We start from the raw sequence: 23984 nt of genomic DNA on the forward strand, positions 1-23984 counted from the left end.
TAGAATACCAAAGTTGTGTTTAGACACATCTAATTTGTCATAGCCAAAGAGCCGTTATTTTAATGAACTACTACGTAATATACGACGGAAATTGTAATCTCTGCGTTACCCTAGTGCGCTCGCTAGAAACCTTAGACAACGGAAAGTTATTTCGCTACGTTCCGATGCAAGATGAGCAAACACTTTTACAGTGGGGAATTTCAGCCCAAGATTGCGAACAAGGGGTGATTTTAATTGATGGCAATCAACCTCAGAGACGTTGGCAAGGTAGCAATGCAGTAGAAGAAATTGGGCGGTTATTGCCAGCCGGAAGTATATTTGTAAACGCTTATCGAGCATTACCAGGGATGAAATGGACAGGCGATCGCTTTTACGAACAAATCCGCGATAATCGCTATACGATATTTGGCAAGCGTTCCAGTACTTATGAATCGGCATATTGCGTGGATGGTAGCTGCAAGCCAACTTAAGTTAAATATTAAATAAATCACAGCTATACGAGGCTTTATCCACCTCCGTGGGTTTTAAAAAACTTTATTTTCTCTTAGTCCACGGAGGTGGACTTTGTTTGTGTAGCCGCGAATTCCATTCGCCAGGGCTGCAAAAACCCGCAACTCACAACTGAATTTGTCATTAGATAGAATTTTTCTAGTCAAAAATCCCCCTCCAGGTGCTAGCAAAAAGTCTCTTAGAACAACCATTATGCTATCTGGCGTGTTTGTAAACATTGTGTGTGCAATCAATGACATTTGCGAGGCGGGTACGCCATCGCGCCGCAATTCGCCACAACATAGAATCTGACGGGAGGATACTGCGTGAGAATTGGTGCTAACTACTTGGGGAACGGAGAGTGTGAATTTACAGTTTGGTCTCCGCTATTAGATGGCGTTACGGTACAAGTTTTGACGCCAGAACCACAGTTAATTCCCCTCAAGCCTCAGTCTGAGGGGTACTGGCACACGAAGGTCAACGATGTGTATCCGGGTACGCTTTATCGGTATGTCTTGAATGGTCAAGATAGTTTTGCCGATCCCGCATCGCAGTATCAACCAGAAGGGGTACACGGGCCATCGCAAATTGTCGATCATCACTTTGAATGGACTGATGAAGGCTGGACGGGTATTCCTGTGGAGTCGATGATTTTTTATGAACTTCATGTTGGCACATTCACGCCTGAAGGAACTTTCACCGCCATTATTCCCCGTTTACCAGAACTGAGAGAACTGGGAATTAATGCGATTGAAATTATGCCTATTGCCCAATTTCCGGGAGACACTCATGTTGAGGCTGCTCTGACATACCGCAACTGGGGTTATGATGGCGTTTACCCTTTTGCTGTTCAAAATTCCTACGGTAGCCCAGCCGAACTTAAGCAACTGGTAAATGCTTGTCACCAAAATAATATCGCCGTTGTGCTGGATGTGGTGTACAACCACTTTGGCCCAGAAGGCAACTATATGAGTCAGTTCGCACCCTACTTTACCCAAACCTATAAAACGCCGTGGGGTGAAGCACTGAATTTTGATGACGCCCATAGTCAGGGTGTGCGAAATTATTTCATCCAAAATGCGCTTTACTGGTTGGGCGAGTTCCACATTGATGCATTGCGGCTGGATGCTATTCAAGCAATTTACGACTTGGGAGCCAAGCATTTTTTATGGGAATTGGCAGAAGCGATTCATCATTTTTCACAACAAGGGCAAAAATGGAAACGCCATTTAATTGCTGAAAGTGATTTAAATAATCCGCAAATCATTCGTCCAGCAGAATTGGGTGGATATGGAATTGATGCTCAATGGAGTGATGATTTTCACCATGCACTGCACACACTCTTGACAGGCGATCGCCAAGGATATTATCAAGATTTTGGGCAGTTTGCTGATTTGGCAAAAGCTTACAATGATACTTTTGTCTACGATTGGAAATATTCGCCCGATCGCAAACGATTTCATGGCGTATCTTGCCGCGATCGCTCTTTATCACAGTTTACAGTCTGCATTCAGAACCACGATCAAATCGGCAATCAAATGAAAGGAGAACGCCTCAGCCAGAGGATCTCTTTTGAAGGATTAAAGTTAGCTGCTGGCGCTGTGTTACTATCGCCCTACTTACCCCTGTTATTCATGGGAGAAGAATACGGCGAAACAGCACCCTTCCTTTACTTTGTCAGTCACTCTGATCCTGATTTGATTCAAATGGTTCGAGCCGGACGCAAAGAAGAATTTGAAGCATTTCACTATGCAGAAGATCCCCCAGATCCCGAATCGGCAGAAACTTTCCTAAAATCTAAACTCAATTGGCAATTACGCAATGAAGGACAGCACAAAGTTCTGTGGGATTGGTATCGTCAGTTAATTAATTTACGGAAGACGCATCCAGCACTTCTTAACCAAGACCGTAATTTCATCGAAGCTACTAGCGATGAAGATAAACAGTTGGTCATTGTGCGGCGTTGGTGCGAATCGAGTGAACTAATATTTGCAATGAATTTCAATTCGTCCCCCGTGACGGTGACTTTGCCAAGTCAACACGATGTTCATAAAATATTAGACTCAGCAGATACCTCATGGTCTGGCCCTGGTTCTGAAGCTGCGGAACATCTATCTGCGGGACAAGAAGTAAAATTGCAACCTACTAGTTTATTACTCTATGAAAAAGGATGAGGGGGAGAGTTAGAACTTAAAGTTTTAGCCTCATAACCTCAAGTTTCAAGCTAAAAGGTTCAACGTCCGAGCTAAAAGGTTCAACGTCCGAGCTAAAAGGTTCAACGTTCGAGCTAAAAGGTTCAACGTTTGAGCTAAAAGGTTCGACGTCCGAGCTAAAAGGTTCAACGTCCGAGCTAAAAGGTTCAACGTCCGAGCTAAAAGGTTCAACGTTCGAGCTAAAAGGTTCAATGTCCGAGCTAAGAGGTTGTTTGAAAAGTCCTCTTGTTGGTAAACAAAACGTTCTAGATCCCCCTAAATCCCCCTTAAGAAGGGGGACTTTTATTCCGGTTCCCCCCTTAAAAAGGGGGGCTAGGGGGGATCAACAAATGCCCAAAATCACAGCTAACTACTTCTCAAACAATCTATAAAAGGTTCAAATTCCCCACTGTCCACGAAAAAAAATATGCGAATTCCTACCGCCACTTATCGGATTCAGTTTACACCCCAGTTCGGCTTTGACAACGCTAAAGCGATCGCAGCTTATTTAGCAGATTTAGGTATTTCCGATTTATACGCCTCCCCCATTTTTAAGGCCCGATCCGGGAGTACGCACGGCTACGATATAGTCGATGCCACTCAACTTAACCCAGAATTGGGAACTAATGAATCCTTTGATGCCTTAGTTGATGAAGTCCAATCCCTTGGTATGGGCTGGTTACAAGATATTGTGCCTAACCACATGGCCTATACCAGCGAAAACCTTTACTTAATGGATATATTGGAACACGGGCCAGATTCCAGCTATACCGACTATTTCGACCTTTCTTGGAATGCTCCCTTTGGCGATCGCCAAGAGCGAATTCTCGCGCCGTTACTGGGAGATTTCTATGGTGCATCCCTGGAAAACGGACATATCCAACTGCAATATGAAGAAAACGGTTTAACTGTCAACTATTACAGCTTAAAACTGCCACTCCGGTTAGAATCTTACACAAAATTTATCACCCATAATTTAGGGAAACTCACCCGTACACTGGGACGCAATCACCCCGATTTTATTAAGCTGTTGGGGATTCTCTATATTCTCAAAAACGTGCCTTCAGAGGTGGCGGGTAAACAGCGACAAGACCAGATTGCATTTATTAAAGGCTTGGTTTGGGAACTCTACACCACAAATGATTCTATCCGCGAGTTTATTGATGAAAATATCGAAACTTTCAACGGAGAGCCTGGTAATTCTGAAAGCTATAACCTCCTAGATGAATTACTGAAGGATCAATTTTATCGTCTCGCCTTCTGGAAGGTTGGCGCGGAAGAAATGAACTACCGCCGTTTCTTTACTGTCAACGAATTGATTTCTGTGAAAGTTGAAGAACTGCGAGTTTTTAATAATACCCACAGCTTAATTCAAAAGCTGGTTGAGGAGGGCAAATTTACAGGTTTACGCATTGACCATATTGATGGACTTTATAACCCAATTCAGTATCTTGAAAGGCTACGGGAAAAAATGGGTGATGTTTATATCACCGTTGAGAAGATTTTAGAACTCACCGAAGATTTGCCGGAAAATTGGGCAATTGAAGGTACATCGGGATATGACTTTTTAAACTACGTAAATGGCGTATTTTGTCAAACAGAAAATCAATCACAGGTTGATAAAGTTTACCAGAACTTTATTGGCTCACGGGTAGATTATGCCTCGGTGGTGAAGGATAAAAAGCACTTAATACTGGAAAAGAATTTAGCCGGTGATATTGACAATTTGGCTCTTTTACTAAAGAATATTTCTAGTAAATATCGCTATGGTAATGATTTTACGCTGAATGGACTCAAAAGAGCGATCGCAGAAGTTTTGACACTATTCCCGATTTACCGTACCTACATTACGCCCGATGGAATTGGAGATAGTGATCGCGCCACCATTGAGAAAGTAATTCACCAAGCCAAAGAACAAACGCCTCTGTTACAGCACGAGTTAACCTTTATTGAAAAGTTAATGCTGCTAGAGTTTGATAATTCTCTAACTCAAACAGAACGCGAACAGTGGATATATTTTGTCTTGCGAATGCAGCAATACAGCGGCCCGCTCATGGCGAAAGGCGTAGAAGACACCACATTATATGTTTACAATCGCTTACTATCGCTGAATGAAGTCGGGGGTAATCCCGGTCATTTTGGGATTTCTGTAGCTGACTTCCACAGTTTTAATAAACAGCACCAAGCAACTTGGCCCCACACAATGAACACCACCGCCACCCACGACACCAAACGCGGCGAAGATGTGCGGGCCAGATTGAATGTCCTCTCAGAAATTCCCGATGAGTGGGATCAGCAGGTAAATACTTGGAGTGCCATTAATCGAGGACATCGTAGCCATCGCCAAGGGTTCGCTATACCCGATCGCAACGACGAGTATTTTCTCTATCAAACCCTGGTAGGGGCGTTTCCCTTTGCCGAACACGAGCATACATCCTTCGTCGAACGGGTGAAGGACTATATAATAAAGGCAATTAGAGAAGCGAAAGTGCATACAGCCTGGTTGCGACCTGATAGCGAGTATGAAGAAGCTTGTGCTTCCTTTATTGAGAAAGTACTCGATCCTGCAATCTCCGGGGAATTTCTAGAAGCCTTTCGTCCCTTTCAACAGCGAATTGCCGACTATGGGATATTCAATTCCCTTTCCCAAACTCTCCTGAAGATTTCCGCCCCCGGCGTACCCGACTTTTACCAGGGAACCGAACTTTGGGAACTAAGCCTAGTCGATCCAGACAATCGCCGTCCCGTGGATTTTGAACAGCGACGAACTTACTTAAGCACCATCCGCGAACAAGTAAAAACAGACATTCTCGGACTAATTCAGGAGTTACAAAACCACAAAACCGACGGCAGAATCAAACTGTTTTTAACGGCTCAATTACTCCAAGCAAGAACAAACTTTGTCTCATTATTCCAGGATGGCGACTATTTACCATTAGAACTTCAAGGAACCTACGCCAATCATATTATCGCCTTTGCCCGGCGGGAAGGGAATCAAACAGCGATCGCGATCGCACCTCGCTTTTTAACCAGCCTCATCCAGCCAGGAGACAACCCCTTAGGCGAGTCAGTTTGGCAAGATACCCATCTCCAACTACCCCCTGGAACTCCCCACACCTGGAAAAACGTCATAACTCAGGAACCCTTACAATCCACAGAAACCCTATCTATCGGATCGGCTCTCGCTCATTTCCCAGTTGCTTTATTAGTTAGCAGCGCCGAGTAAAAACCTCTGCGTACCTCTGCGGTTCCCTTTGCGTTCCTTTGCGTTTAAAAAAATAATGACCACTCCCCCAACACTTACCGCCACGCAGATAAACAAAGTGCGCTTCCATATCAAAAAAACGTGGAAAACCTTAACGCGATCGCACGAACACCTATTACAATCTGCCAAAGATACAAAACTAGACCACAAAACCGACACTCCCTGGATTGTCTACATTTCCCCCTTAGAAGATTATCCCAACATTCAGGGTGTGTTAGAGCGATCGCTATATCCCAAAGATATGCAACAGCTACAAATTCGCACTTTGCCGTCAGAAGTGGAAGCGATTAAAGAGCATGGCTTACTATACCTACCAGGCCCTTATGTCGTACCAGGTGGTCGATTTAACGAAATGTATGGCTGGGACAGCTACTTTATATTACTGGGACTTTTGCACGATGAAGAATGGGATCTAGCGCAAAGCCAGGTAGACCAATTATTGTACCAGGTAAAGCATTACGGTACTATCCTCAATGCCAACCGGACTTATATGCTCTCGCGATCGCAGCCTCCAGTCCTCAGTATGATGGTTTTGGCGTTATTCCAACACACCAAAAATGAAGAGTGGTTGAAAGCAACCGTCCCGTTGTTAGAGCAATTTTACTATTACTGGGTAGTACCGCCTCACCTAAATCCTGCAACCGGCTTATCCAGATTTTATGCCTTTGGGGAAGGCCCCGCGCCAGAAGTTGTGTTCTCCGAGCGAGATGAGGAGGGAAAAAGCCACTACGATCGCGTCAAGGAATATTACCAAACCTTTGAGGTTGAAGATTATGATGTCAATCTTTACTACAACCGGGAAAATGACCAACTGACCAGTCTATTTTATAAGGGCGATCGCACCATGCGCGAGTCCGGTTTTGATATCACCAACCGATTTGGCCCCTTCAGTGCTGATATCCTCCACTACGCTCCTGTGTGCCTCAACAGTTTCCTGTATCAGGTAGAACAAGACTTGGCACAAATTAACGCTATTTTGGGGAACGAAGAACTGAAAAAACAATGGCGCGATCGTGCAGATATCCGCCGTGATCGGATCGATAAATTTCTCTGGAATGAAGAACGAGGACTCTATTTCGACTACCACTTCCAGAGTGGAAAACGCCGCCGCTACGAATTTGCTACCACCTTCTATCCTCTGTGGCTGGGAATTGCTTCTCCAATCCAAGCCAAGCGCGTCGTGGAAAATCTCTCTTTGTTTGAAGCCCCAGGCGGAATTTTGACTAGTACTCATGTCACCGGAAACCAGTGGGATGCCCCCTTTGGCTGGGCACCATTGACGTTAATTGCCGTTCAGGGACTTCACCGTTATGGGTTTCATACAGAAGGCGATCGCATTGCCAACAAGTTCCTAGCTATGGTAGTTAAAGAATTCGAGCGTCACAATACCCTAGTTGAAAAATATGATGTTGAGCGCTGTTCTGCAAATGTTTCCGACGATATTTCCTTTGGATATAGTTCTAACGAAGTCGGTTTCGGCTGGACAAATGGAGTCATTCTAGAACTTTTAGCAGCCGGTGGGAAAAAAGTTCCTAGTTAAATCGGCGGTTACAAGCCGCAACGACACAGGCAAAACCCGCGCAGGCGGGTTAAAAAAGCTTGATTTTCTCTTAGGGACTTCCAAATAAAAAATATCCAATTAACTTTTGTGGGGTAGGCATCTTGCCATACGTGTCAACTTAACGTGAAACCCTTGTCAAGACCTGATATTGAGTTCATTCACTGACCATCACGAGCCGCGTTACCCCACCCTAACCCTCCCCTTATAAAGGCTACGGTGTACACACATCTTTCTAGAAAACCAAAATCGTTCTAGATCCCCCTAAATCCCCCTTCTTAAGGGGGACTTTGAGAGTTTTTTGCCCCCCCTTTTTAAGGGGGGTTGGGGGGATCAAAAGCCCATAACGCAGTTCTAGAAGACTTGTGTGTACACCGTAGCCTTATAAAGGGGAGGGAACTGCATTTCTTTTTCCCACCTTTCCAAGGGGGATTAAGGGGGGTAAAATGCTTGTGGGATAAGAGTTTTAACTTAAGTTGAGACAAATGGCATCTTGCCCGCCCCACAATATTGGATAATTTATTTTTTGGAGTTCCCTAAATCGCCGTCAAAACAAAATACTGATTATTGTAAAGACGGCGATTCATCGCGTCTCTTGTTTTCACCGAACAGTATTGGCCTCACTTTCTAACCGCCAGGGCTTAAACTACTTATTCCCACACAATAAGCCAAACCGAACTAACCCGCGCTCATAACCGCGACGCATCAACCCTAGTGATAACGCCCCTTGAATGGTAGTCCAACCGGCATTGAGTAAACCCCAAAGCGCTTGGGGAGTGAACGCCGAATCAATGACTACATTCCAAAAGGGCGCGACGGCAGTTGACCAATCGGCGGTGCGAATATTGTTTAATGGAAGTTGACGGGCGATCGCTTCATACTCTGGTAAAGAAATCACATAAGGCAAACAATACACCCGATAAATATCCTGCAAATGCTTTTCTTCATCTGCCGTCAGTGGTAATTTATCAGTCGGTCGATGACACCAAGTCACCATAATTAACTTGCCACCAGGCTTCAAGACTCGATAGCACTCCTGGAGAAACTTAGTTTTATCTGGCATGTGTTCGCCACTTTCCAGCGACCAAACCAAATCAAAAGAATTATCAGCAAAAGGCATTGCTTGAGCATTGGCGACCTGAAACTGAGTTCTCAGACTCAAATTCGCTTCCGTTGCACGTTCAGTTGCTCTGGCAGCTTGCACAGGACTCAAAGTAATTCCTGTAGCCCTAGCATTAAACTTTTCAGCCAGGTATAAAGAACTGCCACCAATGCCACAACCCACATCGAGGATATTTTCTGCTGCTTGTACCCCTGCCCATTTGAGCAGTTCTTCGATTAAATCAATTTGAGCTTGACGACGGTCTTTTTTCTGGCTGCCATCGACACCGTAGTAGCCGTGGTGCATGTGTTCGCCCCAAATCTGCTCCCACAGGCCAGAAGAAGCATCGTAGAACTGCTGAATTTGCTGATAAAGTGTTGCACTCATGAAAAAAGTAGTATTGAGACGAAGTAAAATTCAAAAAAACATACAGGTTAGGCTACCATGTATGTTTTTAATTAGATAAGGGTATTTTTACTTCCAGGGACGGTAAACCAAGATTTATCCTCCTTGGAAAAATTGATCAGTTTTACCTTAAGAAACTTTACTGAGTCGAATTTATGTCAATTTTCTCAAATAGAGCTACAGCTTAAAGCCTTGGCAACCGATTTTAAATCTGACTTTTTGAATTTTGAATTGTTAATGTCCGGTATTCGTGGAATTAGACTGTGGTTCAGCTGATACAGGCACATTGCTAGGATTTACTGACGTTTCTGGTTGATTTGGCGTCTGTGGCTCAGGTGTTTGTACTACATTACTTGTAGAATCTGAACTCTGAGAAGAAGTAGCTGTTTGACTGGCTTGAGGTTGCTTACTTTGCTGGGCAATTTGCTGCATTAGCTGCTCAATTTTCTGGGCTTGTTCAATGTTGCCTTGCTGACGATATTCATTATGAGCGCGTTGCAAGACTCCACTGGCTTTATTGATGTCGCCCTGATTATATAAAGTAACTCCCAAGTTATAGTAAGCTGAGGCATTTTTCGGATTTTGGCGAATAGATTGCCGATAAACAGAGATAGCCTCAGAAGCTTGACCATGCATTGCTAGCAAACTTGCCATGTTGTTGTAAGCTGTGGCATTTTTAGGATCTAGCTGCAATACTTGGCGATAAGAAGCGATCGCAGGCTCTATTTTTCCTTGTTGTTGCAAGGCGATCGCTAGGTTAAAATAAGCGTTTGCATAAGTGCTATCTAGATTGATTACTTGCTGATATGCTGCGATCGCATCCTCAACTTGTCCTTGTTCATACAGCACCAAACCCAGATTATACAGCGCTGCCACCCTTGTAGAATCTATCACTAAGCTCTGGCGATAAGCCGTAATCGCAGCTTCTTTTTCTCCTTGTCGGTGCAAGACTAACCCTAAGTTGTAATAAGCTTCGCTAAAATTGGGATTAATCTTAATCGCCTCTGTATATTCTTGTAAAGCTATATCCAGGCGATTTTGCTCCATAAAGATATTACCTAGATAATTTCGCGCTGCCCCAAGGCTAGGATCTCGTTGCAACGCTTGGCGAAAGGCATATTCCGCACCCTGTAAGTCTTTACGGTTATAGCGCGTCACTCCCTGCTGGAAAAAGCTAGCAGCTTCCAAATCCTGAGAAATTGCGGTTTCTGCCAGCAACTTGCTAACTGGGAAATTAGTAATTGCCGGTGTAGCCAAGACCAAAAACGCAGAACACCCAACTAGTGTTACCTGGCAAAATAAATTTAAGCTCTGAGAAAATAGGTATTTTTCAGACATGAATAACAGACCTGTACTTATTTTTAACTCCTCATAAGTCAGAGTACCCACCACGAAAGAAAAAATTCCAAATTCCCCACTCTTAACTCCTAACTCTTGTAGAGATGCGATTAATCGCTTCTCTACTCCCCACTCTCCACTCCCGCGGCTGACGGCAAAATTAACATGGCATCGCCGAAGGAATAAAAACGATATCTAAAAGCGATCGCTTCGTTGTATATATTCAATAACCGTTGTCTGCCAATTAGCGCACTTACCAGCATCAATAAACTAGAACGAGGTAAGTGAAAATTCGTAATCAAACCATCCACTACCCGCCATTGGTAGCCGGGATAAATAAACAAGTCTGTTTTACCACAGTATGGTTGTAAGTTCCCAGATTTAGCTGCCCCTTCCAAAGCCCGTACTGCTGTTGTTCCTACAGCAATAATCCGACCGCCAGCAGCTTTAGTGGCACGGATTTGCTCTACTGTAGCGGCGGGAACTTCAATCCATTCTTCATGCATCTGGTGGGTAGTTACGTCCTCTACTTCCACAGGGCGAAATGTGCCGACACCAACGTGTAGTGTGACAAAAGCTTGATTGATTTGGCGATCGCGCAACTTTTCTAATAATTCTGGGGTAAAGTGTAATCCTGCCGTCGGTGCTGCGATCGCTCCTGGCTGTTTAGCATAAACTGTCTGATACTGCTCATCAGCAGCTTCTGAGGTAGTGATGTACGGTGGTAGCGGGACTTCACCAAATACCTCTAACAGTTCCACCAAAGTCTTTCCCTCTGGTACGTCAAATTGCAACAAACGCCCCCCGGTTGCTGCGTCTGTTTCTAGAACCGTAGCGGTGAGTTGGGAACTGGGGATTGGCGAAGAATCTTTATAATCCCGAATCCCTAATTGCCCTGGTTCAAAAATTATCTTCGCTCCCAGTTTGAAGCTTTTTCCTGGCTTAACTAAAGCTAGCCAACAGTTATGCTGCCGTTCTTCCAACAGCAACACTTGGATTTTCGCACCAGTGGATTTATGACCATAAAGCCGCGCTGGAATGACTCTTGTATTGTTCATAATCAACAAATCACCAGAGCGTAGCAGTCCAGGCAAATCATGGAAAATATGGTGTAGGGATGCTGCTTCGATGCCTGTAGTGGGAGAATCAACTACCAGTAACCGCGAACTATCTCTAGGAACTGCTGGGTTTTGGGCAATGAGTTCTGGAGGTAGTTCGTAGTCATAGCCAGCTACCGAGCAATCTAATTCAAAATCTTTTGCTTGTGGACGAGATGTATCTTTCAAATTACCTTGTACTAGTTTTTGCTTTATTTAGTATTTATACTCTCTCAAAAAAGCTAGTTTAAGCTTTCCCTTCTAAAGGAACTTTAAGGGATCTTGGCTCAGTTTTGCCGCAAGGCTATAAGATTGTTACTATTAGGTAATACGGAAAACTTAACATAAAAATTGGGTAAACCTCCCCATCTAAAAACGGGGGCTTTTACCCTACCGGGAAAGGGCACTGATTGACGAATATAGATATGTAGGATTGGCTTTGATCCCAAGCACCAACAAACATGGAATACTTGTACTATCTGGCAAATGCCAGTCTAACCCTGAGGGTCGTTCAACACCTCCACGCTAGACCCCAGACACCAGTTTCGTTCATCACCGTAATTCATCAAATTGATGGCTGGGTGGTTAGGATCAAACTCAAAGGTCAAATCTCGCCCCAAGAAGATGGCGACTTTCGCGCTTTTCTAAATGAATTAGGAATTAGCTACGAACCGCCAATGAGGGTGCAAATGGCACTTTGGAGTTTGGAAGCGGGACAGTGCCCTGTGGATGTGATGCGTCGCTATCAAGTCGCGATCGTTTCTCATGGTAGCCCAGAGAGAGACGAAATTGAAGCATTTCGACAACAGTTTGTCCGAGGCTTAGGCTACTGTCCAGAAACTTTGGCGTGACATTATTTGGTTGTAACGCCACTACAAAATAGTTGGTTATTGGTAATCAAGATATTTTATCCATTACCGATTAGCCATTATCAATTAAAGAGTCGAAAGCTGCCGGAATGTATTCTTGCAGCTTAAACTTATATCCGTCTACTGATGAAGTAGCTAGAGCTTCCTGGTTTGCTGTAACCCCAATCAGATTTTTTGGTATCTTTTGACAGTAGACAATAGCAACATCAAATCGACAAGAATAATCTACCTTATCAGGGTGCTGGGCTAAGAATATTTCAGCTGTCTGACAGATTTTTGCTTGCTTTTGTAGGGTAATTGCGCTTCTTCCCCCTGCATCCCAGCTACCTGAACTGCGGGTTTTGACTTCAACAAAAATCAATATCGAGTGCTGAGTCCTGAGTTCTCCTGCTGTTCCCTCTGCTTCTCTAGCATATTCAGCAATGATATCAATTTCCCCCCAGCGGCTAGAAAAGCGACGATGGAGAATTATCCAACCTGTAGATTGCAACCATTGGGCTACTAGGTCTTCTCCTAAATGACCAATATCTGGATAATGAGATGGAGGAAGGTTAGCCATTGACTATAAATATCATGAATTCTGTGAATTCTAGGTTAAGCGATGCCTGCGGCGGACTACGCCTACGCACAGCGGATTCTACACTCGACTCATCCCCAACAAAACTGGGCTTGAAGTATCAAATGAAACATCAGGTTTGGGCAAGCATACTCGGCTTATTCCTGTGGGGAATAGTTGGCATCACCGCAACAGTCGGTTTTACTCCAACAGCTTTGGCACTCGAATATAATAAGGAAATTTTGGTTGAGGCTGATTTCTCTGGACGTGATTTAACAGACTCTAGCTTTACTAAAGCTAATCTTCGCCAAAGCAACTTCAGCCACGCTAAGTTAAACGGTGTCAGCTTCTTTGCCGCAAATTTAGAGTCTGCGAATTTGGAGGGTTCTGATTTAAGAAATGCCACTTTAGACTCGGCTCGTTTAGTCAGAGCAAATTTGACAAATGCACTGTTGGAAGGTGCTTTTGCTGCTAACGCTAGATTTGACGGTGCAATTATTGACGGGGCAGATTTTACCGATACGCTACTGCGTCCCGATGAGCAAAAAAAATTGTGCAAACTTGCCAAAGGGACTAATCCCGTTACAGGGCGAGATACGCGTGACACGTTATTTTGTCCTTAGTATTTTCTTATCTGGATATGGGGCATTGGGCATTGAAAAGAGGCAGAGGGGCAGGGTGCGGGGGGCGGAGGGGAATAATTCTTCTCCCTGCTGCTCCCCTGCTCCCTTATCCCCCTACTCCCCATTCCCTACTTAACCTACCAACCACGGGCACCAATCTTTTGACAAACAATTTGCATTCCTTTGCCTGGTGAAGAATCGGCTACAAAAGCTATTTCTCCTTTCTGCTGATCGTCTTGAAGTAGCTGTCCATCTGAGCTATAAATGGCAATACGATTCCGAAAAAGCCGCGATTCTTTGCACGAAGCATCAAAGGTAGTTTCAAAGATGCCATCTCCATAGATTCCGTAAAGCTTATATGTAGTGCCTTGAATAGTTTTTGTGTCCAGAGCTACACTGTTTCCTAATTGATCGTGCCCTACAGTGATATATCTTTGTGCATCTTGGGCGATGGCACTACCATTACTCAATAAAATAGCGATCGCTCCCACCACACCTCCTATTTTAAAATACATACAGTTTCAAAATATAAGATTTCATATATTTCTATCCGCAATCAAAGTGGTTCTGGCAGGGTAAAAGCACTGAAATCAAGACAAAGCAAGGAGTTATGGCAAACCGAAAAACTTAGTAATTACAGGCAAAAGCTTACTACAGACTTCAACTAGCTTTTCATTAGTAGGCAAATCAGCGATATCTACGACGGCCTACGCCAACGCACCTTTCAAGAACTTGAGGCTGTTTTTGCTATTTTCTGCATGGCTCCATTTTTTGGGTTTGGCTGTGGGGCGATCGCATCTGAACTCAAATGGGAACCATAAGAAAATAAGCTAATACATCACACTAGATTGGTTTCCCATGTCTAACGAACAAGAGCATAATTCCACTTTTAACGCAGCTGCCAACATTAACGTTCAACACGCTCAATTACAAGATTTATCCTTAAGTGCAGCCCGTAGATTATATAAAGGTGGGATTCGATCTGGTGATCCGATCAGAACCAGAGTGCAAGCCCAAGAAATGTTAGATAAAATCCCTCCATCTCAAAGAGCAGGGATTGATGGCAAATCGGCTGATGTTAATACCCAAAAATACCTATCAGATAAACACGCTAGTCATATCAAACCGCATAGCAAAGGCGGCTCAAATGATCCCAAAAATATCAAGTGGGAAAACGCCAAAGATAATTTAGCTCGTGGCGATAAACCCATGACTTCGCAGGAGCAAATGAGACTAGATGCTAAATGGCATTTTGATAATCTAACAGGTGCAGTTAAAGCAGGTGTTAAAGCCGCGCCTCTGGGAGCAGCCATTGGTGTAGCGACGACAGCACCATTTTCGTTACTAACCAACGGGCTGCGCGTAGTTCGGGGTGAAATTTCTGCACAAGAAGCCGCTATAGAAACATTGAAAGATACCGTAAAAGGCGGCACAGTTGGGGGTGTGACAGCGTTTGTAACCACAACAGTAGCAGCAGCTTGTCCACCAATTGCGATCGCTTTAACCGCAGCAGCACCAGTTTTAGCTGTTGTTGGAACTGCGGGTATGGTTTACGAGTTTTTCAAAATCCTCGATGACCATAAAAAAACGGTGAAAATCTATTATGAATCTTTAACTCAGCAAGAATTAGAAAGATTACAAGCAATTGAAAACGAATTGATTTATGAACACCAGAAAAATCTAGAGTTTTTGGCTGAAGCGCAAGCAATTAATCAAGAAATTACAAATCGCCCAATTGCACCGGGGATAGAAGGGGCTATGCAACGTTTACGTGAATCAGTCGCTATTGCTCAGTCTCTAGGATTAACATCAGCAGATAGTAAATTGCTTGCTGGTTCTCAACTACCTCATATTCTCACAGAACAATAGGAATTAAATTTTAGAGGATTACATAGTTTGTATGCTTCCTTTTATTTTCGGCGCTCTTGGATTAGCTGTTGGAGCAGTTGTTGGTGCTTTTACTACTCATGCTGTTGGGGAAAGTGATAGACAAGCTGCCAAACATCATAGGACTGTTGCAAATGAACTAGCTGATAAATATACCAACTTGGAGCAAAAATACTATGAACTAGCTGATGAAAGCAAAAAGCAAATTCTTGGTTTAACTCGTCAGCACGCTTTAGATGAAGTTGAAAAAGATTGTTTGCGTTTAGCAGTTAGATTACAGCATAGTCTGATTTCTCTGATGTGGGATATTGATAGAGAGCCAACAGAAGATGCTTTGAAGGCATTTGTCAATGCAGTAGAACTTACAAATAATGTTCTCTGCAAAATAAATGAAGAGTTAATTTGTGTACCTAGTGATTATTATGCACGTAATTTTATTGCTGCTATTCAACGCAAAATAATTTGGGAGCCAGTGGATGTTTCAAATCATTCAAATATAAATGAGGAGGGAATTATAATGAAATTAGAAGCTAAAAATATGTCTGAACAAGAATTTCAAGAAACCTATAACAGAATTCGTGATACTGGCGAGCAACTTTTAAAGTACTTGAAAGAACTTCGGGCTGGACGGTTCAAAGAAGGAGATAGTACCCAAGGATTACAGAGCGTTGAAGATAATCTTACCAAAGCTTTAAAAGCCTTAGCAGAACAAAAATATCAGGTTGCTGTAATTGCAGCCATGAAAGCAGGTAAAAGTACCTTTTTGAATGCCATAATTGGTGCAGATGTCTTAGCAAGTGAATCAGAAGCTTGCACAGTTTGTCGTACAGATATCCGTCCAATTGATGCCGGACAAACACCCAGACTTTTAGAATATCAAGCAGGTAAGCGAGAACCTATAGTTTTAATAGAAGGTGAAGCAAGCGAAATTCGGCAAAGATTTTTAGAGCGTACCCATGAGATTCGAGCTAAATCTAATCAAGATAATACTACACGTTTTGAATTAGAACATCCCATTGAAGCGATTAGTACAATGCCATCACTGACAGGTTTCACATTAGTTGATACTCCTGGCCCCAATGAGTGGGAGTCTGTCTCGTTTAACACAACTTCCTTAAAGCAGACTGCTTTAGAAGCTCTCCGAACTTGTGATGCTATATTATTCATTCTGGATTACACAGCATTTAGGGACAACACTAACTCAGAATTGCTTCAAGATTTAATTGAGCAGCGTAAGGAATTCTTAGCAGAGAATACAGGTAAGATTTACTTTATTCTTAATAAAGTAGATAGAAAAGCGGAGACAGATAGACCTATTGCAGATGTTATGGAATCTTTAAGAATAAATTTAGTTGAATTTGGTATCCCAAAACCAATAATTTATTCAGTTAGTGGATGGCAGGGATTGTTATCTAAGCTTATTCAACAAGGCAAGGCAACTGATAGTCATATTAAAGACTTTGAAAAATTTTTTACCCCTACAGATACCCAAAGAGATGAAAAAGGAAGGCGTATCATTCCCTTGCCAGAAGAAATTGCACCACAAGCTTTAACCGATAGTGGTATTCCGATAATTCAAGAGACAGTAATTCAAACAATTACTCAAAATTCAGGATGGAATTTATTGAGTGATGTTTTAGATGAATTGAACAAAGCAGCCAAAGCTATTGATGAGACATTTATTACAGATATTCGAGGCTGGCAGTTAGAGTTTGAGGAACTACTACAAAAAATAGAAGAGTACAAAAAACACTCTGATTTAGCAAAAAATCAGGTGGCTACCGTAAAAAAGTCCGTAGAAGCACAAAAGCAAATATTAATCAGTACGTTCAGCCAAGGGATTAATAAATTTGCAGATACCGCTAAAAAGCGTATAGCAACAAAAATTGAGAGAGTAGCTGAGAATCAATCAAAAAAATCTTTACCTCAGAATAAAAATCAAAATCTTTTCACATACCTCCTAGATAAGATTGGTTCTTTATTTGAGGCTAATTCTAGCTCTGAGCCTTATAAAATCAGAGTCAAAAACAGAAAAGATGCTGAACAAATAGGTAAAATAATTAATGAGTATTGTACCCCGATAATTCAAAACTTTTGGCTAGATACTCAAGACAGACTACTTAGGGATGGAACAAAAATTCGTGAAGACTTAGCTCAAAGAATCCGAAAAGAAATTCAGGCTATATCGGATGATCTATCTGAGTATATTGGAAATGCTTTACAGGTAGAAATAGGTAATAATCCAATTCAGTTTCCTGAGTTTGAATTCTCAGGGATTGATGCTAAGGTTCAACATCAGCAAGAAGCATATAGAAAAAAAGAATCTAAAACTAAGTGCTGTTCTAATAAAACTTACGAAGTTGATGCTAAAATCGATTCTTTCCGCGATGTCTACGACATTGATTTACAAGAAACTACATATCTCATCCAGCAGAAAATAGATGCACAAGTGGAGAAAAATCTAGAATTACTCCAGCGAGTTATTCAAAAACAAGTATCGGAAGATTTTCGGAAAGGCGAAAAGCAAATCAATGACTATATCAATAGGTTTCAGTCCGAATTTGATTATTTACTTAAAGAAAGGGCAACAAGGGAACTAGAAGCTTCTGAGGTTATTGCTATTCTCGAAAGTCAAAGAATAAAAATGAGTGAATATCTTAACGAATTAGTATATGTTCGAGAAATTCTTGATAGTTGGAAACCAAGGAATCGATAGAATCCATTAAAAGCCTAAAGAATCACCTGAAGCCAATGCTGGGTAACAGAAGTACATAGCGTTGGCTTTCGCTTTTGAGCGGGTTGCATCCAGAAATGCTAGGCACTACTTTAGGTCGTCTCCATGCCAAGTACCAGCAAATTTGAGCAAATCTTGACCTGTAGAACCTCGTCGGAGCAGAGATTGAGAACGATCGCCAGCGTTGTTTGATTTCAGCAATCTTAACAGCAAAATCTTCAGGTAGTTGTCCTAGAATCTCATCCTTGTCAGGCGATCGCCTCAATATCAAAAAACACTGATATTTGGACAAACTTACTTGGAGACTCACACCGCAATGTCGCCACTAGTCATAAGATTTTCTTATTTTTCAAGTTTCGTCTTTATAAATTTTACTTCGATGCCCAACTCTAACTACACTTATTAACAAAATATCATCATATATTTCATAAATTACGCGGTAATCTCCTACTCGAATCCGATAAGAATTTTCATCACCTTTTATTTTTTTAACTCCGTCTGGACGCGGTTCTGTAGACAAATCTAAAATTCTTACATCGATGCGTTCTTTAATGTTGCTTGGTAGTTTATTTAGTTGTTTTATCGCACCCTTAGTAAATTCGATTTGATACATTAAGCCGTTTCTCTGTTATATCCTTTATATTCATCCCAAGACACAGTGCCATTGATGCGTCTATCTTCTCTAGCTTCTTTAATAGCTTGTGTATCTTCCTCGTCTTCTATATCCTCAATTCTTTTTAAGCCCTCGAGTATTTCATCTAAAATACTGTCGTATGCTTGGTTTAACAACACGTTGATAGCTTCAATTGTTTCTTTTCTTTCTTGTTCAGTTTTCATTTTTAGTTACCTCATTATTTTTACTTTTTCTGTCACCGCCTCTAGTTTAATCTAAAGACATCTCATCATTGTTATCAATAATACCCATTGCTTTTGTTATACCGATAAATCTATTTAACACTCCTAAACCACTCAGTAATCCCCTGAGCGATCGCATCAGCCGTTTTCTTCTGTATCTCTGGGTTTACCACCTGCTCAAATTCATCAGGATTACTCATAAAACCCAATTCCAGTAACACCGATGGCGCAGCTGTCGGGCGTGTCAGCGCCAGGTTATCCCAAAAAACACCATAAGAAGGTCTACCGAGTTTCTTGACTACATATTTCTGTAAAAATATTGCGAGGTTGTGGGCTTGGGGTTGATACCAAAAAGCGCCGAATCCCTTGGTTTTTTCAGCATCGCCATCATCGGGTAGAGAGTTGTGGTGTATGGAAATTGCGATCGCAGGTTCTTCTCGACTGATAATTGCCTGACGTTCTACTAAAGAAACTTCGCGATCATCTTCTCGCGTCATTACCACTGTTGCCCCTCGCTTCACCAAATCGTCGCGCAGCAACCTAGATACCACCAAATTCACATCTTTTTCTAAATATCCAGTTGGGCCACTGGCACCAGTTTCTTTACCTCCATGCCCTGGATCTAGTACAATCTTGAAATTAGCTAAAGGCTTGCGTCTTGTGTTCCCAATTTTAGGTGGATGACGCAAAGCCAAAACCAGGGTTGTGCCGTCGTATCTCAGCTTATATCCCCACTGTTGAGCTTTTTTAAGGTTAAAGGTGTATTTTACTTGTCCTGGGGCTTCCTGTTGCCAGTCTAGGCGATAAATTAGGGGGTTATCATCCAGGCGAATTATGTCTGTTTGGGCAGTGGTATTGTAGAGAGTGAGAGCGATCACTTGCTCAGTTTGTTGTACGCTCACGGGTACGGGAACTTGCAAGGGGAAAACTATCTCTGTCGCACTAGGGAGTTGACGGTATCCGACACTGCGAATTATTGTTTGTGGCGGAACTGCACCAGGTAAAATGCGGGTTTCTTTACTATTAATCCAAGCGCCATAATCTAGGCGCAACCATTCACCTTCCCTACCTGTAACCGTTGCGCGTGTGCCTTTGGGCAGTGGTGTAAGTCGAGAGTAATCGCTGCTAGGGCCAGTACGAGCAACGCCTGATTCTACTGTAACTTCAGAAATTGGCAACTGCGATCTTGAGAGGATTTCAATCTTACCAGATCCGGGTTGAGTTATCGTCTTGCCATCAAGCGTCAGTTGAAACTGAGGTTTTCCCAGATCGGCGGCTGTTGCCGCTGTGGTGCAACCTTGATAGTTGCCTACGCTAGACTGGGCATGAGGCTGATTTTGCCCTATCAAAGCTGCCAAATTACTTGGTAGTTGTGCCTGTTCGGGTTGGGGTGAAAGGGTAATAGTTTGATTAGCCAGGGTTACAGATACATTAGCGTTAGGGGGTGCGATCGCGCCAAAACAAATTACTTCTCCCGGTAATTTGGCAATGTCAACTGCGGGAGTCAGGGAATCTTTCGCAAAGGCTACCCCCTGTGGTAGTTCCGGGCTAGCGTTAAGTCTGATCACCTTAATCTTAAGTTCCTGATTCTGGCGACGCACAGTAAAAAGATTCTCCCCCAACTGCAAGGGGAAACTAGGGGAAAAATGACCAGCTTTGCTGCGGGTAATTGGCTTACTATTGATCAAAACCTGACCATCTGGTGGTGCAGTGCCCAGAAAGAAGATTTTTTGGGCACTTGTCTGGTAGTTTGTCTGGGGAAAAATAACTATAAGAGATGGCTCTGCCAATGTTACTGAGGAGGTGAGAATACAGCCTAATATTACTAATCCTAGAAGTTTTTTCACAGCAAATCACAGAAGATTACACCACAATAACTGTGGCACAATGACGGGATGTATTTTTAGAAGTTGTTAGAAATTCAAACTACTATGACTAAGTTTATCTTTGTCACTGGAGGCGTAGTTTCCAGTATTGGTAAGGGCATTGTAGCAGCAAGTCTAGGGCGTTTGCTCAAGTCGCGCGAATATTCGGTGTCGATTCTCAAACTCGACCCTTATATTAATATCGATCCTGGCACGATGAGTCCCTTTCAGCATGGGGAAGTATTCGTTACCCAGGATGGGGCGGAGACAGATTTAGACTTGGGGCATTACGAACGCTTTACCGATACCTCAATGTCGCGGTTGAATTGTGTGACTACTGGCTCAATTTACCAAGCAGTCATCAATAAAGAACGGCGCGGAGACTACAATGGCGGTACTGTCCAGGTAATTCCTCATATTACCAATGAAATTAAAGAGCGGATTCTGCGAGTTGCTAAAAGTACAAACCCCTCTGTAGTAATTACAGAAATTGGCGGGACGGTGGGAGATATTGAATCATTGCCGTTTTTGGAAGCAATTCGCCAGTTCCGTAAAGAGGTGGGACGGCAGAATGTACTGTATATGCACGTAACGCTGGTACCGTGGATTGCCTCGGCGGGTGAAATGAAAACTAAGCCGACACAACATTCAGTTAAAGAACTGAGATCCATTGGTATTCAACCAGATATTTTAGTTTGTCGGAGCGATCGCCCCTTACCCAAAGGATTAAAGCAAAAATTGTCGGGATCTTGCGATGTCCCCGAAGAATGCGTCATCACTTCCCAAGATGCCAAAAGTATCTATGAAGTACCGCTAAATCTAGAACGCGAAGGAATGGCAGAACAAGTGCTGAACTTGCTGCAAATGGAACAACGTAAACCAGATTTGACGCAGTGGAAAACCCTGGTACAACGGTTACATACTCCCAAGCACGAGGTAGAAATTGCGATCGTTGGTAAATATGTACAGTTAAGTGATGCCTACCTATCTGTAGTAGAAGCACTGAACCATGCGGCAATCTCCACTTATAGCAAACTGCGTCTGCGTTGGATAAACTCAGAAGATTTGGAAACTGAATCAGCTGAAACTCATCTTCAGGGTGTCGATGGCATAGTTGTGCCAGGAGGTTTCGGGGTTCGGGGAGTCGATGGCAAAATTGCCGCTATTAAATACGCGCGCGATCGCCAAATTCCCTTTTTGGGATTATGCCTGGGTATGCAATGTTCTGTGATTGAATGGGCAAGGCACGTAGGGGGATTAACAGGTGCTAATAGTGCCGAATTTGACCCTTACACAACCGATCCCGTAATTAATTTATTGCCAGGACAGCAAGAAGTAGTGGATTTAGGGGGTACAATGCGCTTAGGACTATATCCTTGTCGTGTTATACCTGATACTTTAGCTTTCAAGCTTTATCAAGAAGATGTAATTTATGAACGACATCGACATCGATATGAGTTCAACAATGACTACCGCGATCTGTTGTTAAAGTCTGGCTATACGATCAGTGGTACTTCTCCTGATGGACGCTTAGTTGAAATTGTGGAATTACCCAAGCACCCATTCTTTCTTGCTTGCCAATTTCATCCAGAATTTCAATCACGCCCCAGTACCCCTCATCCTTTATTTAAAGGGTTTATTCAAACAGCGATCGCTCTTTCTCTTTCTACATCTGGTACGCCAACACCATTGGAGGTGTCATAAAAATTCGTAATTCATAATTCGTAATTCGTAATTCGTAATTCAAAATTAATTTTTTAGATTTTGAATTGGTGCATAGCAACATTAACTTAGGGCTTCAGTAGATTTGGACATCCAGGGTGCATCATTCGTAAATTTCGGACTTGAGGAGATGTTGTGGCGTACTGGGTGAAAATCCTTTACGAGAGGAAAGAATATGTGGTGAATTTTGAGCGTGTCCATGCTTTTTGTTATGAACTCAATGGCAGGGTGACTTTTTGGCTACCCGATAGCGCCATTCCCATAGTGATTAACCCGCAAAGTAATTTGGAAGATTATCAAAAGATTTTTGATTATTTAGAATGTGTGACAGGATTAGAATTAGATCATGCCCACTGGGTAAGAATAAATTACGAAAAAAATGAATATGTAATTAATCTCAACTGTATCAGTTCCTTTTGTCATGAACCGAACGGTAGGATAACTTTTTGGTTGCCAGATGGCACTATTCCCATCATCATCAACCCTGTGAGTAATCCTGAATCTTATGAAAAAGTTGTGAAATACGTTAAGAAAGCAACAGGATATTCTTTATCTTAGTGTGAACGAGGAACTTACTCTTGCTAAACTTTTAACTAAAGGTAACGAAGTTAGCAATAAAGGCACGAGGAAAGATTCAATGAATACTGTTGTGCTTAATCTAGAACCGATTGCTCATTTAACCGATGAGCAATTTTATCAATTGTGTATTGCCAATAGCGATTTAAGCCTGGAAATGAATGCAGCAGGAGAATTAATTATTATGCCACCAGTAGGAGGAGAAAGCGGAAATCAAGAAGCTGATTTAATTACAGACTTGAATAATTGGAATCGTCAAGCTAAATTAGGCAAAGTTTTTAGTTCTTCAACTATCTTTATACTTCCAAATGGTGCAAAACGTTCCCCTGATGCGGCTTGGGTAAAGCTGGAACGATGGGAAGCTTTAACACTAGAACAACGAAAAAAATTTCCGCCACTTGTACCTGATTTTGCAATTGAACTGCGTTCCGAGACAGATCGGCTTGCACCTATCCAAGCGAAAATGCAGGAATACATAGAAAATGGTTTGCGTTTGGGTTGGCTAATTAATCCTCAAGATAAGCAAGTGGAAATTTACCGACTCGAAAAAGCTGTAGAAGTTATGCAAATGCCGGCGATTCTTTCTGGAGAAGATATATTACCTGGATTTGAGTTGCAAGTATAGTTAGATGATAACTACCATCTTTACCGCCTCTTCTGACATCAGACGGTGCTTATTCAAGTTTAAATAGTTGCTTTTCACTCGCGCCATCGCTTTCTGTTCCCCATCTGCCAGAGTTGGTATTTCTGTCCATTCTGGAAAGAAATTAATGTCTGTGGCAAGTTGCAAACCAAATTTTTCTTCTAATTCGTAAAGACTTATATCTCTCGTTGGGATTGTTTGAACCATA

General features: G+C 42.5%; 21 protein-coding genes. 11 read left to right on the plus strand and 10 right to left on the minus strand.

From position 1 onward, the window contains the following. Nucleotides 1–62 precede the first annotated feature (62 nt). The 4 genes from HWQ39_RS15955 to HWQ39_RS15970 all read left to right on the plus strand — a co-directional run bounded on the left by HWQ39_RS15955 (nt 63) and on the right by HWQ39_RS15970 (nt 7486). A complete protein-coding gene (locus tag HWQ39_RS15955) occupies nt 63–470 on the plus strand; it encodes a thiol-disulfide oxidoreductase DCC family protein (protein ID WP_292846722.1) in 408 nt (135 codons plus the stop codon). A 345-nt stretch (nt 471–815) separates the two neighbouring features. Continuing rightward, the gene (gene treZ, locus HWQ39_RS15960) at nt 816–2663 is read left to right on the plus strand and encodes a malto-oligosyltrehalose trehalohydrolase (protein ID WP_292846724.1); all 1848 of its coding nucleotides are present in this window, start codon (nt 816–818) and stop codon (nt 2661–2663) included. Nucleotides 2664–3108: 445 nt separating this feature from the next. Further along, nucleotides 3109–5907: a malto-oligosyltrehalose synthase gene (gene treY / locus HWQ39_RS15965; RefSeq protein ID WP_292846725.1), complete on the plus strand. Its 2799-nt coding sequence runs from the start codon at nt 3109–3111 to the stop codon at nt 5905–5907. A gap of 55 nt (nt 5908–5962) precedes the next feature. Further along, a complete protein-coding gene (locus HWQ39_RS15970) occupies nt 5963–7486 on the plus strand; it encodes a trehalase family glycosidase (RefSeq protein ID WP_292846727.1) in 1524 nt (507 codons plus the stop codon). A gap of 664 nt (nt 7487–8150) precedes the next feature. On the opposite strand, the gene HWQ39_RS15975 is transcribed toward HWQ39_RS15970, so the two are convergent. From HWQ39_RS15975 to queA, 3 genes are all read right to left on the minus strand, one after another. Next, nucleotides 8151–8993, minus strand: coding sequence for a methyltransferase domain-containing protein (locus tag HWQ39_RS15975; protein ID WP_292846729.1), 843 nt, complete (start codon nt 8991–8993; stop codon nt 8151–8153). Between the two features lie 252 nt (nt 8994–9245). Continuing rightward, nucleotides 9246–10349, minus strand: coding sequence for a tetratricopeptide repeat protein (locus HWQ39_RS15980; protein ID WP_292846731.1), 1104 nt, complete (start codon nt 10347–10349; stop codon nt 9246–9248). 122 nt (nt 10350–10471) lie between these two features. After that, entirely contained in the window at nt 10472–11662 is a 1191-nt protein-coding gene (gene queA, locus HWQ39_RS15985) for a tRNA preQ1(34) S-adenosylmethionine ribosyltransferase-isomerase QueA (RefSeq protein ID WP_292847122.1), read from the minus strand. 245 nt (nt 11663–11907) lie between these two features. Here queA and HWQ39_RS15990 point away from each other — a divergent pair, with 245 nt between their 5' ends. After that, the gene (locus HWQ39_RS15990; protein WP_292846733.1) at nt 11908–12297 is read left to right on the plus strand and encodes a hypothetical protein; all 390 of its coding nucleotides are present in this window, start codon (nt 11908–11910) and stop codon (nt 12295–12297) included. A 70-nt stretch (nt 12298–12367) separates the two neighbouring features. Here the strand turns inward: HWQ39_RS15990 and HWQ39_RS15995 are convergent, their stop codons facing one another. Beyond that, nucleotides 12368–12874, minus strand: coding sequence for a YraN family protein (locus HWQ39_RS15995; RefSeq protein ID WP_292846735.1), 507 nt, complete (start codon nt 12872–12874; stop codon nt 12368–12370). Between the two features lie 122 nt (nt 12875–12996). On the opposite strand from HWQ39_RS15995, the gene HWQ39_RS16000 reads away from it, so the two are divergent. Further along, nucleotides 12997–13494, plus strand: a complete 498-nt coding sequence (locus tag HWQ39_RS16000) for a pentapeptide repeat-containing protein (RefSeq protein ID WP_292847125.1) — start codon at nt 12997–12999, stop codon at nt 13492–13494. Between the two features lie 137 nt (nt 13495–13631). Here the strand turns inward: HWQ39_RS16000 and HWQ39_RS16005 are convergent, their stop codons facing one another. Further along, nucleotides 13632–14009 (minus strand): hypothetical protein, encoded by a 378-nt coding sequence (locus HWQ39_RS16005; RefSeq protein WP_292846737.1) that lies wholly within the window; start codon nt 14007–14009, stop codon nt 13632–13634. Nucleotides 14010–14352: 343 nt separating this feature from the next. On the opposite strand from HWQ39_RS16005, the gene HWQ39_RS16010 reads away from it, so the two are divergent. Further along, nucleotides 14353–15363 (plus strand): hypothetical protein, encoded by a 1011-nt coding sequence (locus HWQ39_RS16010; protein WP_292846739.1) that lies wholly within the window; start codon nt 14353–14355, stop codon nt 15361–15363. A 274-nt stretch (nt 15364–15637) separates the two neighbouring features. Further along, a complete protein-coding gene (locus tag HWQ39_RS16015) occupies nt 15638–18097 on the plus strand; it encodes a dynamin family protein (protein WP_292846741.1) in 2460 nt (819 codons plus the stop codon). Nucleotides 18098–18119: 22 nt separating this feature from the next. Here the strand turns inward: HWQ39_RS16015 and HWQ39_RS16020 are convergent, their stop codons facing one another. The 4 genes from HWQ39_RS16020 to HWQ39_RS16035 all read right to left on the minus strand — a co-directional run bounded on the left by HWQ39_RS16020 (nt 18120) and on the right by HWQ39_RS16035 (nt 20817). Beyond that, nucleotides 18120–18425: a hypothetical protein gene (locus tag HWQ39_RS16020; RefSeq protein WP_292846743.1), complete on the minus strand. Its 306-nt coding sequence runs from the start codon at nt 18423–18425 to the stop codon at nt 18120–18122. Nucleotides 18426–18464: 39 nt separating this feature from the next. After that, a complete protein-coding gene (locus HWQ39_RS16025; RefSeq protein ID WP_292846745.1) occupies nt 18465–18728 on the minus strand; it encodes a type II toxin-antitoxin system RelE/ParE family toxin in 264 nt (87 codons plus the stop codon). Beyond that, a complete protein-coding gene (locus HWQ39_RS16030) occupies nt 18728–18952 on the minus strand; it encodes a hypothetical protein (protein ID WP_292846747.1) in 225 nt (74 codons plus the stop codon). The genes HWQ39_RS16025 and HWQ39_RS16030 overlap by 1 nt, the downstream gene beginning before the upstream one ends. Nucleotides 18953–19062: 110 nt before the next feature. After that, complete coding sequence (locus HWQ39_RS16035) at nt 19063–20817, minus strand: N-acetylmuramoyl-L-alanine amidase (protein ID WP_292846749.1); 1755 nt, start codon at nt 20815–20817, stop codon at nt 19063–19065. Nucleotides 20818–20901: 84 nt separating this feature from the next. On the opposite strand from HWQ39_RS16035, the gene HWQ39_RS16040 reads away from it, so the two are divergent. From HWQ39_RS16040 to HWQ39_RS16050, 3 genes are all read left to right on the plus strand, one after another. Continuing rightward, nucleotides 20902–22539, plus strand: coding sequence for a CTP synthase (locus HWQ39_RS16040; protein ID WP_292846751.1), 1638 nt, complete (start codon nt 20902–20904; stop codon nt 22537–22539). Nucleotides 22540–22692: 153 nt separating this feature from the next. Beyond that, a complete protein-coding gene (locus HWQ39_RS16045; protein ID WP_094347562.1) occupies nt 22693–23115 on the plus strand; it encodes a hypothetical protein in 423 nt (140 codons plus the stop codon). A 79-nt stretch (nt 23116–23194) separates the two neighbouring features. Beyond that, the gene (locus HWQ39_RS16050; RefSeq protein WP_292846753.1) at nt 23195–23758 is read left to right on the plus strand and encodes a Uma2 family endonuclease; all 564 of its coding nucleotides are present in this window, start codon (nt 23195–23197) and stop codon (nt 23756–23758) included. Here HWQ39_RS16050 and HWQ39_RS16055 read toward each other — a convergent pair whose 3' ends face one another. Further along, entirely contained in the window at nt 23759–23983 is a 225-nt protein-coding gene (locus HWQ39_RS16055; protein WP_292846755.1) for a hypothetical protein, read from the minus strand. Between the last annotated feature and the right edge of the window lies 1 nt (nt 23984).

Source organism: Nostoc sp. NMS8, assembly GCF_017115045.1.
Lineage (GTDB): Bacteria > Cyanobacteriota > Cyanobacteriia > Cyanobacteriales > Nostocaceae > Nostoc.